This window comes from Acidovorax sp. LjRoot204, assembly GCF_056175785.1.
The window spans coordinates 1-11309 of the sequence record NZ_JBGFFF010000143.1 but is presented as its reverse complement, the minus strand read 5'-3'; the positions used below and the strand labels follow the sequence as shown (position 1 = coordinate 11309).

At 60.9% G+C, this 11309-nt stretch carries 12 protein-coding genes; 8 read left to right on the top strand and 4 right to left on the bottom strand.

The features are described from left to right. From AC04MI_RS19805 to AC04MI_RS19790, 4 genes are all read left to right on the top strand, one after another. Positions 1-269, top strand: a 269-nt coding sequence (locus AC04MI_RS19805; protein ID WP_476498495.1) for an EamA family transporter, incomplete at its 5' end; no start/stop codon positions are given. Positions 270-286: 17 nt separating this feature from the next. Beyond that, complete coding sequence (locus AC04MI_RS19800) at positions 287-1450, top strand: NADH:flavin oxidoreductase/NADH oxidase (RefSeq protein WP_476498494.1); 1164 nt, start codon at positions 287-289, stop codon at positions 1448-1450. A gap of 24 nt (positions 1451-1474) precedes the next feature. Beyond that, positions 1475-2170 (top strand): EthD domain-containing protein, encoded by a 696-nt coding sequence (locus AC04MI_RS19795; protein WP_476498493.1) that lies wholly within the window; start codon positions 1475-1477, stop codon positions 2168-2170. 15 nt (positions 2171-2185) lie between these two features. Then, entirely contained in the window at positions 2186-2827 is a 642-nt protein-coding gene (locus tag AC04MI_RS19790) for an EthD domain-containing protein (RefSeq protein ID WP_476498492.1), read from the top strand. A 76-nt stretch (positions 2828-2903) separates the two neighbouring features. Here AC04MI_RS19790 and AC04MI_RS19785 read toward each other — a convergent pair whose 3' ends face one another. After that, positions 2904-4163, bottom strand: coding sequence for a tyrosine-type recombinase/integrase (locus tag AC04MI_RS19785; RefSeq protein WP_476498491.1), 1260 nt, complete (start codon positions 4161-4163; stop codon positions 2904-2906). Positions 4164-4815: 652 nt separating this feature from the next. On the opposite strand from AC04MI_RS19785, the gene AC04MI_RS19780 reads away from it, so the two are divergent. Continuing rightward, positions 4816-5502, top strand: a complete 687-nt coding sequence (locus AC04MI_RS19780) for a hypothetical protein (protein ID WP_436079128.1) — start codon at positions 4816-4818, stop codon at positions 5500-5502. A gap of 86 nt (positions 5503-5588) precedes the next feature. Here the strand turns inward: AC04MI_RS19780 and AC04MI_RS19775 are convergent, their stop codons facing one another. From AC04MI_RS19775 to AC04MI_RS19765, 3 genes are read right to left on the bottom strand one after another with little or no spacing between them, the layout of a single operon-like run. Then, on the bottom strand, positions 5589-6020 hold the full coding sequence (locus tag AC04MI_RS19775) for an RNA-binding S4 domain-containing protein (protein WP_056064624.1): 432 nt from the start codon (positions 6018-6020) through the stop codon (positions 5589-5591). Between the two features lie 17 nt (positions 6021-6037). Beyond that, positions 6038-7477 (bottom strand): sensor histidine kinase, encoded by a 1440-nt coding sequence (locus AC04MI_RS19770; protein ID WP_436079127.1) that lies wholly within the window; start codon positions 7475-7477, stop codon positions 6038-6040. Then, positions 7474-8157 (bottom strand): response regulator transcription factor, encoded by a 684-nt coding sequence (locus AC04MI_RS19765; RefSeq protein ID WP_056065161.1) that lies wholly within the window; start codon positions 8155-8157, stop codon positions 7474-7476. Before AC04MI_RS19765 ends, AC04MI_RS19770 begins: the two co-directional genes overlap by 4 nt. 129 nt (positions 8158-8286) lie before the next feature. On the opposite strand from AC04MI_RS19765, the gene AC04MI_RS19760 reads away from it, so the two are divergent. The 3 genes from AC04MI_RS19760 to AC04MI_RS19750 all read left to right on the top strand — a co-directional run. Then, positions 8287-9246 carry a Bug family tripartite tricarboxylate transporter substrate binding protein gene (locus AC04MI_RS19760; RefSeq protein ID WP_476498490.1) on the top strand — a complete coding sequence of 320 codons (960 nt, stop codon included), beginning with the start codon at positions 8287-8289 and terminating at the stop codon, positions 9244-9246. Between the two features lie 83 nt (positions 9247-9329). Next, positions 9330-9848, top strand: coding sequence for a tripartite tricarboxylate transporter TctB family protein (locus AC04MI_RS19755; protein WP_056064616.1), 519 nt, complete (start codon positions 9330-9332; stop codon positions 9846-9848). Positions 9849-9860: 12 nt separating this feature from the next. Next, the coding region (locus AC04MI_RS19750; protein ID WP_476498489.1) for a tripartite tricarboxylate transporter permease at positions 9861-11309 on the top strand (1449 nt) is incomplete at its 3' end.

The window sequence follows — 11309 nt, the reverse complement described above, 5'->3', positions numbered from 1 at the left end:
TCCCTGGATGGTGGCAATGGGCGCTCATTCTGTTTTCTGGGGTGATGGCCACAGCACTCAGCAACCTGATCTGGAACCGGGCAATTGCGTCCATCGGCGTGGCCCGCACGGCAGTTTTTCTCTATTGGGTTCCTGTATTCGGGGTGCTCTTTGCGGCAATGTTGCTGGACGAGCGTTTGACCACGTGGCACCTCGTGGGTTTTGCCGCAGTCATGGCAGGCACTTTTCTTGGCACCAGACCGTCGGTGCCGCCTTCATCGACCTCTTAGGTCTTTCAAACTTCATCATGACTATCAATGAGCCGCTTTTGTTTCAGCCTTTGAGACTTCGAGACCTGCAGCTGAAAAATCGCGTTGTCATCTCTCCGATGTGCCAGCATGCCGCAGATGCTGGGCGCGCTACACCATGGCATATGGTTCACCTTGGGAAGTTCGCGCTCGGTGGCGCAGGTCTCATCTTGACGGAAAGTACTGCTGTCGACCCTCGTGGCCGGATTGGAACTGCGGATTTGGGCTTGTGGGATGACAGACAAATCGAGCCGCTGAAGGCTGTGGTTGATTTCGTGCACRCAAATGACTGTGCGATTGGCGTTCAATTGGCTCACGCCGGCCGAAAGTCTGGTAGCCAGCCGCTTTGGGAGGGCGGTGCTGCATTGACTGACACAGAGATGCAAGCGGATCCAGAGCCTTGGCAGCGCCTCGGCCCAAGCGCACTTGCTGCGGGCCCGGGTTGGTCCCCGCCCCGAGCGATGGATGATCAGGACATTGAGGAGGTCATTCAGCGCTTCGTCGATGCAACTTTGCGGGCAGAAAAGGTCGGCTTTGACGTCGTGGAGTTGCACTTCGGCCACGGCTATCTGGTCGCCAGCTTTCTGTCGCCCAACTCCAACCACCGAGACGATGAGTGGGGCGGAAGCCTGGAAGGTCGCATAAGACTTGCGGTCGAGCTGGCTACCCGAGTGCGGGCGGTTTGGCCTGCCAGCAAGCCGCTCTTCGCTCGGCTGTCCGCTGTGGACGGCAGCGTTGGCGGATGGAGCCTGGAAGACTCGGTTGTCCTTGCTCGCGAATTGGCCAAAGTCGGCGTGGACATCATCGACTGTTCATCAGGCGGGTTGACTGAGGAAACACGCGCACTTCCAGTCCCACGTGGACTTGGCTTTCAGGTGCCATTCTCCGAACGGATCCGAAGTGAAGCCAATGTGCGCACGCAGGCGGTTGGAATGATCGTCGATGCAGATCAGGCAGAGGCAGTACTTCAAGAAGGCAAGGCCGATCTCATCGCTTTGGGTCGAGAGGCGTTGTTCGATCCATATTGGGCTCATCACGCGGCGGATGCATTGGGCGCCGATCCAAACTACCAACGCTGGCCCATTCGTCACGGCGTATGGCTAGCAAAGCGCGCACCTGGTCTGGCGCGAGCACGAGCGCACGTTGCTGAGCAACAGATCTGAAACAAAAAAAGGAGAGGTACGCATATGACGGTACGCATGGGGCTGATCCGAAAAAAGGCCGACTGGATTTTTGAGGATTTCAATTCGTATTGGAGAGATAGCCATGGTGCAATCGCTGGACGGCTACCGAATTTGCGCGAGTATTGRCAAAACCCCGTAATTGATCGACTGCAGCGAGGCATTGACTTTGCGAGGGGACCATGGGATTTCGATGGGTTTTCGCAACTTTCATTTGACGACGCAAAGCAGTCCGATGGTGCTTTCAACGATAGCGATTTGGCCAACGATCTCATCAAGGACGAGCACTATTTCCTGGGCGGCCTGCACATCGTGACCGCCGAACAGTCAGTGGTCATTCCGGTGCCTGAACAGAAAGAGCGGTCCCAGCTCCTAAAACGCATGTCTGTCATCAAGCGCCTGCCGACCCTGAACGAAGAGGACTTCCGCAAGGAGTGGAAGACTCACGGCGACTTGGTTCGCAAGATGTCGGGCGTTAGTGCCTACCGCCAGAATGTGATCACGGGACGGGAGCGAGTAAAAGGGCGCCCCTGTGGCTACAGCGATCTTCCTATCGACGGGATCGTCGAGCTTTGGTTCAAGGACGCGGAGACGCTTAATGCAGCGTTCGGATCTGAGGCTGGCCAGGAAACCATGGCCCACGCGAAGACTTTCCTGTCTGAAATCACGGCGTTCGTGGTAGCAGAGAGGCAAATTGTCTAACCATTAGGACTTCCCATGATGAAGCGCATGACTCTTCTTGCCAAAAGGGATGGTCTGGCTACAAGTGATTTCCGTGCTTATTGGGCGGGGCCCCATGCGCAGCTTGCGCTCGGGATGGACGGAATTGTCAAATACACGCACAACCGGGTGGAGAAGGTTTTGTGGGCGAGCGATGGTGAGCCAGCCTTCAGTGTGGATGGTGTCGTCGAACTGTCGTTTTCCGATTCCGAGGTCATGCGRCAGGCCCAAGCGTCAGCTGTAGGCACCAAATTCATTCCGGCAGACGAGCCGCAGTTCCTAAAAGGGTGGACGTTGTGCGTTGTGGAGGAGCAAGGTGATGAACCTCAAGAGCAACATGCCAAGGTGCTGATTCCGTTCCATGCGCAGCCAGAGGCACGCAATYAGATGTGGGTAGAACTGCAGGGTTTGGAGAAGACCTTCGGGATTCGATCCGTACTGAACTGGACGGTCACGACTGCGCGGCGTGAAAGACTCTGGGCAGAGCCAGTGCCTCCCTCAGGGTTCGTCGCGGTATGGTTCGCCGATGTCGCAACGGCTCATGAAGCTTTCGAGCCCGAATCCCGGCTCCGACCTATCCTTGAGAAGTACACCACCAACGGGGTAGCCTATCTGATTGATCGACTTTGYATTCGGTGATTGCAGCGCGCGGGCGCTTCCAGAAGCACCTTGCGTGGACATGTTGATGAGGGAAGCACGTCTCTGGGCAAATACTCTAGCTCTTGGATATGTTTAGCATCGTAGATCGTGTATCGCTGAAAGCGCCTGCGAGCGAACGCCTTGTGTCGCCAGCGCAAAACTCTGCCCAGTCTTGCATCATCTTGCGTCGTTTATCCAATGCATCGCCGCGGCGGTATGCAGCTTCTACCTTGTTGTCGAGAACGTGAGCCAGCGCTTGTTCAGCGATATCCCGAGGGTGATTGGTGAGTTCACCTGCCCAATCGCGGAACGTAGAGCGGAATCCGTGGGGCACTGCATCCACCTCCATGCGACGCAGCACAGAAGTCAATGCCATATCCGAGAGAGCTTTCCCGCTTTCGGTTGAAAAGACCAGATCAACATCTGCCTTCTTGGGGAGCTTTTTCAGAATTGCCAGTGCGAAGCTGGACAAGGGTACGCGATGCTCTTTGCCTGCCTTCATGCGTTCAGCGGGAATTGTCCAGACGGAAGCGTCAAGGTCAAACTCATCCCATCGAGCACCTCTCACCTCACCACTGCGTGAAGCGCAAAGAATCGCAAACTCCAGCGCACGCGCAGCGAGACCTTCTCGGCGACGAAGCGCATTCATGAACTCAACCATCTTGGCGACTGGAAGTGCGCGATGGTGTTCAACCTTCTGGATCTTTCCTGGAGCGGGCAGTAGCTTGTCGAGGTGGCCCTTCCAGCGTGCTGGGTTGTCGCCAGTCCGATATTTGCGAACGGTGGCCCAGTCGAGCACGCTCTCGATACGTCCACGCAGGCGCGTGGCGGTCTCGGTCTTTGTTTTCCAGATGGGCTCCAGAACCTTCAATACGTGGTCTTGTCCGACATCCTGGACCAGAAGATCTCCGAGGTGTGGGTATGCATAGGTTTCCAGGGTTGCACCCCACTGGGCTCGGTGCTTGGGGTTCTTCCAACCCTCGCCATGGGCCTCGATATAGGCAAGAGCTGCCTGTTTGAATGTCTTCTGCGTTGCCTGCTGCGCCTTGAGGCTGCTGGCGATTGCCAGACGCTGCACGATGGGATCGATACCTTGGTCAATCTGCTCTTTGGCTGCGCGGGCCTTCTCCTTGGCTTTGGCCAAAGGCACTTCCGGAAAACCGCCAAGACCCATGTGCCTGCGTTTGTTTCCCACCATGGTTCGTAGGACCCAGGACCTTGCGCCCGACTCCACTACATAAAGGTACAGGCCCGCCACGCCGCCCACGGCATGGTGTCCCACCTTCGTCAGGCGCCCAACCTCCAAGGCCGACAGTTCTTTCGCTTTGCGTGCCATCTTTCGAATCCCAAAGTCACATCCTTGATGTCAGCGAGCCCGGCAAAGAGTTCTCTGATGTCAAATTGTGCCGCGTTTTTATCCGCCATGGTATCTACCATAAAAGATCCGATTGAATCAGATTTGGCTGGACTGATTTGGACTTTGAAATCTAGAAGTTCTCGAAAAAACCTATATAAATCAGCGGTCTAGGTCTTGAGTTTGGATTGATTTGGACTTCGTTGGAAGTTCGGCGGACGGACTCCGTTTCCGCCAAGATAAGCCCCAAGCGTTCAACGCGCTTGGGGCTTTTTCTTTGTCAAGTCTGTCTGTTCGCCGCATATCGGTTGAGGAATGGCCTTGCGCATAGGTGATTCCCGAATACCCAACCGATCACGTTTCGCGCCCAATCGTGGGGTCCTAAGAGCCTTGCTCGCTTTCTTGGGGACATGGATCAGATCCCGCCCGCTGTTTGGATTGCGGAGGGCCTGTGTCCTGGTGAACTCTGGCAAGGTTTCAGCCCGCCCTGTGCGGGCTTTTTTTTATTGTGTACTTCAAGCCGAGGGCGCTGCGCCGTGATAGCGGCCCAAAGCCGACATGGAGCGCGCAAGTGCTGGCCAGTGGCCCTGTATGCTGACAGTGGTACTGATGCCTACAGGGAAGAAGGGCCCCCATGACGCACCATCGTGACGTGCAAGTTCGCGAGCTCAGCCTGGCATTCAACGATCTCGACTTTTGTTATCTACCCAGGGCTGCGGGCTCCGCGCCTTCTCATTGCGCCGATTTTTTGTGCACGGTCGATGCTTCCAGGTTTTTTTCCAACGGAGGCCATCACATCGTTTTTGCGCTCGATTGCGAGGGTGGGCAGGGCGGCTACAACCCCCACTGCGGGCCCATCTTGCGGTACGGCAAGAACCTGTGGTCGGCTGCGCGTGGTTTCATCATTTTTGGCGATGGTGCGGTGATGGCGGAGGGGTGGAACGGTACCGCCATGCCGGCATTGGCCGTCATTGCCGATACCGTAGGCGCGGGTTTCGATCCAGTTCGACACCCGGTGTTTACGCTGCGCATCAGCGCAGGTTATCGGCGCGGTGCTTTTGCGAACAGCATGCGGATTGAGATCCGCTTGGGTGAATCAGCAAAGGGCGCTTTGCTGTTTGCTGGAGGCATTGACGGGGCCGCGTGGGGGTGGAGTTGGAGGGGCGGCTCCAAGGCTGCCATGGGGGGCATCGCTGCCGGCTTTGTGCCTCCAGTTGCCACCGGTTGCGTGGAAGAATTGCTGCCACGCAGTGCGTCTCATGCTGCGCTGGTGATGTCCCGTTTCAAATTCAGGATACATCCACCCAGTACGGCCCCCTAGTCAGTAAATCGCAGGCGTGAGTGGCTCAGCATGGACACGCGCAAGCACCTATCTCGGTGCCGTGAAATGGTCGGCGCCTTCGTTACTCACTCGTCGATCGAAGCACTCCACCGGCTGCCCCAATCGCTTCCCTTATTGCTCACCTTGTCGATCTCGCGGCGGTCGCGTTTGGTTGGGCGACCTTCTTGCAATGTCGCCGCTGGCTCGGGGGCCAAGCGGCGCAGTTCTGCGGCCTTTTCGCGGGCGGCGATGCTGTCAGGGGTTTCTTCGTACAGTTGCTGGGCCACTGGCGCGGGGCCTCGGGCACCGCTCAGGCCCCGTACGAGTACGGTGCGTGCCACGGGGCCCTGGCGCAGCGCTACGGTGTCGCCGCAGCGCAGGTCGCGTGCAGGTTTGGCCAGCTGGCCATTGACAGTGACCCGGCCCTTGCCGATCTCTTCGGTGGCGAGGCTGCGGGTCTTGTAAAAGCGGGCGCACCAGAGCCACTTGTCCAGGCGCATCGTCTCCAAGGTATTCATGGGCGAGATTGTGCCGTCTAGGCCGCGGGTGTGCTGTCGGTCAAGGGCGCAGGCAGTGGCAGGCGAACCACGGCGTCCAGCCCTGTCACCTTGTGGCCTTGCACCTGGTTTGTCAGTGTGATGTTGCCTTCCAGGGCCTGCACGATCTCATGGCAAATGGCCAGGCCCAGGCCGCTGCCGGTGCGCACGTCTCCTGCAGAAAAGGGCTGGAACAGGCGTGCCGCCAGCTCGTCATCAATGCCGGGGCCGTGGTCGCTGATCGTCAGCGCCGCATGCCGCCCGTCGCTGCGCAAGTCCACGGTCAACTCACTGCCGGGCGGTGCGTGGCGCACGGCGTTGTGCAGCAGGTTGCGGCTCAGTTCGCGCAGCATCCATTCATGCGATTGCACCAGGGTTGGCTCGGTGTGGATGCCAAAGTCCAGATCGCGCTGAGCAATCAGTGGCGAAATCTCCAGCGCCACGGCACGCAGAATGTCATCAAAGCGGGTGGCTGGTGGAGCGCTTTGTTGGCGCAGCTGCTCCACCTTGGCCAGGGCCAGCATCTGGTTGGCGAGCTGGGTGGCGCGGTCCACGGTGTCGCTGATCTCGTGCAGGGCTTGTTGCGGCTCCACGTCGCCGTGCAGCGCCGATTGCACCTGGGTCTTGAGCACGGCCAGCGGTGTGCGCAGCTGGTGGGAGGCATCGCGCACAAAGCGCTTTTGGTGCCGCAGCAGGTGACGCAGGCGCTGCATGACCTCATTGGTGGCGTCCACCAGCGGCTGCAGCTCGCGTGGGGCGAGCGGGGCTGCGATGGGGCTCAGATCCCCCTCGCGCCGGGCCTGCAACTGCTGGCTGAGTTGCCGCACGGGCTGGGTGGCGCGCTGCACCACCAACACCACGGTAAAGGCCACCACGGCGATCAACAGCGCCTGTCGCAACAGGGTGTTCCACAGGATCTGCAGTGCCAGGGTTTCGCGCACCTCCAGCGTCTCCGCCACCTGGATCACGGCCATCGCCCGGCCTTCGGAGCTGGCCACCGGTTGCAGCAGCACCGCCACGCGCACATCGCGGTCACGAAATCGATCATCGTAAAAGTCCACCAGAGCCGCATAGGGAGGGCGGGCAGGAATGCTGCCGTGCCACACCGGCAGGTCCTCAAAGCCCGACACGATCTCGCCCTTGAGGGTCGAAACGCGGTAGAACATCTGGCTCTGGTTGTCGGCCTCAAAGGCCTCCAGGGCCGAATAAGGAACGATGGCGCGCAGCTGCGCTGCGTCGTCAAAGCCTTTCACATCGAGCTGTTCGCTGATGCTTTTGGCGGATGCCAGCAAGGTGCGGTCATACGCGGTGTTGAGCGAGGCCAGCGTCTGGTGGTACAGGCTCCAGGTGTTGAAACCGATGAACAGGGCTACAGGCAGCAAGATGCCCAGCAGCAGGCGCCGCCGCAGCGAGTGGTGGCGCACTCCATCTTCGCTCATGCGTCGGCCCGCAGCAGGTAGCCCAGGCCGCGCAGTGTCATCAGGGTCAGGCCTGTGCCCGCCAGCTTCTTGCGCAGCCGGTACACCACGACCTCGATGGCTTCGTACTGCACGTCGAGCTGGCCCGGAAACACCAGCTCATACAGTCGCTCCTTGGTCACGGCATGCCCGGGCTGTGCGAGCAGGGCGTGCATCAGTGCCAGCTCGCGCGGGGTCAGCTCCATCACCTCGCCGTTCAGGTACAGCGCGCCGCTGTCCTTGTCGTAGCGGATGGCTCCGATCTGCACAGTGCTGGGTGCCAGCGGCGCTACGGCGGGATCTGCGCTGCGGCGCACCAGCGCGCGCAGGCGTGCCTCCAGCTCGTCCAGATCGAACGGTTTGGGCAGGTAGTCGTCGGCGCCAGCGTTCAGCCCCACTACGCGGTCGCCCACGGTGCCACGTGCCGTCAGGATCAGTACGGGGGTGCGCAGGCCACGTGATCGCGCCTGCTGCAGCACCTGCAAGCCGTCCAGGCCCGGCAGAGTGAGGTCCAGGATGACGGCGTCGGGCTGCAGGGCGGTCCATTGGCTCAGCGCTGCGCGTCCGTCGCCCACTGCGGTCACTTCCATGCCACGCCGGGTCAGTGCGCGGTGCAGCGTGGCCTGCATGGTGGGGTCGTCTTCTACAAGGAGCAATTGCATGCGCGGCACCATAGCACCGTCTCATTGGGCCGTGTGCATGAGTGTTTTCCCTGAGTCTGAGGACAGCCGTTTGACAGGCAGCGCGCGCATCATCGGGCGGTTCGCAAACCTTATCAGGAGACAGACACCATGCGTCGCGATACCTTTCTGAAATCACTGGCCGCCCTGGCCGCTGCGGGTGCGTTGCCCGTGTCGGCCCAGACGGCAGCGGCCCTCAAGATGATGATTCCCGCCAACCCCGGGGGCGGTTGGGATTCCACCGGTCGCGCGCTGGGCAAGGCGATGCAGGATGCGGGCGCCGCATCGTCGGTGTCCTACGACAACAAGGGCGGCGCAGCGGGCGCGATTGGCCTGGCCCAGTTCGTCAACGCCAGCAAGGGCGACCCGAACGCGCTGATGGTGATGGGCGCTGTGATGCTGGGCGGCATCATCACCGGCAAACCACCGGTGGGCTTGGACAAGGTTACGCCCCTGGCGCGCCTGACCAGCGAATACAACGTGTTTGTGCTGCCCGCCAACTCGCCTTTCAAGACCATGAAGGATGTGGTGGAACAGCTCAAGAAGGACCCCGGCAGCGTGAAGTGGGGTGGCGGCTCGCGCGGCTCTACCGAGCACATTGCAGCCGCCATGATCGCCCGCGAAGTGGGCGTGGACCCCGCCAAGATCAACTACGTGGCGTTCCGTGGGGGCGGTGAGGCCACTGCAGCCATCCTGGGTGGCAACGTGACGGTGGGCGGCAGCGGCTACAGCGAGTTCTCCGAGTACATCTCTGCCGGCAAGATGCGCGCAGTGGGCGTGACCTCGGGCACCCGCCTCAAGGGCGTGAACGTGCCCACACTCAAGGAGCAGGGCATCRACGTGGARATCGGCAAYTGGCGCGGCGTGTACGGCGCKCCYGGCATCACACCCGAACAGCGCAAGGCCTTGATCGATGCGCTGGCCAAGACCTTCAAGCACAAGGCCTGGCAGGACGCGATGGAAAAGAACGGCTGGACCCCCGCATGGATGGCCGGCGACGAGTTCGGCAATTTCGTGGATGCCGAGTTCGCCAGCATGCGCGCCACGATGGCCAAGTCCGGAATGATCTGATCCCGAAGCAAGGCGCGGCAGCCGTCGTTTCTGCCTCTGGGCAGGCGGCGCGCCCGTGCATTGGTTGGTGCGAAGGAAAAAACATGACACAACAACATTCATCGCGCTCCAAGCCCTTGCAGACCCTGATCGGGGTCGGGCTGGTGGTGCTCGCGCTGGGTCTGGCCTGGGGGGCCAGCTCGGTCAGTTCAGAAGCGGGCTATGGTGGCGTGGGCCCCAACTTCTTTCCCTGGGTGGTCAGCATTGCCATCCTGATCTGCGGCGTGCTGTGCGTGGCACATGCGCTGAGCGGGGGGTTTCGGGAGCTGGAAGAGGGCTCCGGCGACGAGCGCGCCCACTGGAAGGGCTTCATCTGGGTGTCGGCAGGGCTGTTGCTCAACGCCCTGCTCATCACCACGCTGGGCTTCATCCTGAGCTGTGCGTTGTGCTTCGTGCTGTCGGTGCGGGGTTTCAAGAGCTCGGAAGGTGAACTCGACCTGCGCCTGCAGGCCTGGATCAAGGATTCCTTCATCGGTATCGCGGTAGCGGCCCCGGTGTACTGGATGTTTACGCAACTGCTGGCCATCAACCTGCCCGGCCTGACCAACACGGGGTGGCTGTAAAGCCTGCACGCCATGGAAACCTTAAACCTTTTGATGCAGGGTTTTGCCACCGCGGCAACACCCATCAACCTGATGTGGGCCTTTGTGGGCTGCATGATCGGCACCGCCGTGGGCGTGTTGCCAGGCATCGGCCCCGCAGTGGCTGTGGCCATGCTGCTGCCCATCACCGTCAAGGTCGAGGCCACGGCCTCGATGATCTTCTTTGCGGGCATCTATTACGGCGCCATGTATGGCGGTTCCACCACGTCCATCCTGCTCAACACCCCGGGTGAGGCCGGGTCCATGGTCACGGCCATGGAGGGCAACAAGATGGCAAAGCATGGCCGCGCTGGTGCGGCCCTGGCCACGGCCGCCATCGGTTCGTTTGTGGCGGGCACCATCGCCACGGTGCTGGTGACCTTCTGCGCGCCGCTGGTGGCCGAATACGCCATCCGCCTGGGCCCGCCAGAGTATTTCATGCTGATGGTGCTGGCCTTCACCACCGTGAGTGCAGTGCTGGGCAAGAGCACGCTGCGTGGCATGGTGGCGCTGTTTGTGGGCCTGGCCATGGGCTTGATCGGCATCGACCAGATCACGGGCCAGGCGCGCTACACCGGTGGGGTGCCTGAGCTGATGGATGGCATCGAAGTGGTGCTGATCGCCGTGGGCCTGTTTGCGGTGGGCGAGGCGCTGTACAACGTGATGTACGAAGGCAAGTCCGACGAAACCCAGAACCGCCTGACCAGTACCCACATGACCAAGGAAGAGTGGAAGCGCTCCTGGCCCGCATGGTTGCGCGCCACGGCCATCGGGTTTCCGTTTGGCACCGTGCCTGCCGGTGGCAGCGAGATTCCAACCTTCCTGAGCTATGCCGCCGAGAAGAAACTGAGCAAGCACAAGGAAGAGTTTGGCACCACGGGCGCCATCGAAGGCGTGGCAGGCCCCGAGGCCGCCAACAACGCGGCCATCACGGCCACGCTGATCCCGCTGCTGACGCTGGGCATCCCCACGTCGAACACCACGGCCATTCTGCTGGGCGCGTTCCAGAACTATGGCATCCAGCCCGGCCCGCAGCTGTTCGACACCAACGGCGCGCTGGTGTGGGCGCTGATCGCGTCGATGTACATCGGCAACGTGATGCTGCTGRTCCTGAACCTGCCGCTGGTGGGCCTGTGGGTGAAATTGCTGAACATCCCGAAGTCGTACCTGTACGCGGGCATTTTGGTCTTCTCCACCCTGGGTGTGTATGGCATGCGCCAGAGCGCATTCGACCTGGTGCTGCTGTACGCGATCGGCCTGCTGGGTGTGGTGATGCGCCGCTTTGACTTCCCCGCCGCGCCGGTGGTGGTGGGCATGATCCTGGGCCCCTTGGCTGAGGCACAGATGCGCAATGCGGTGTCGATTGGCGAAGGCAAGTGGACGATTTTCCTGGAGCGCCCCGGTTCGGTGACCCTGATCGTCATCGTGCTGGCCGTGCTGATC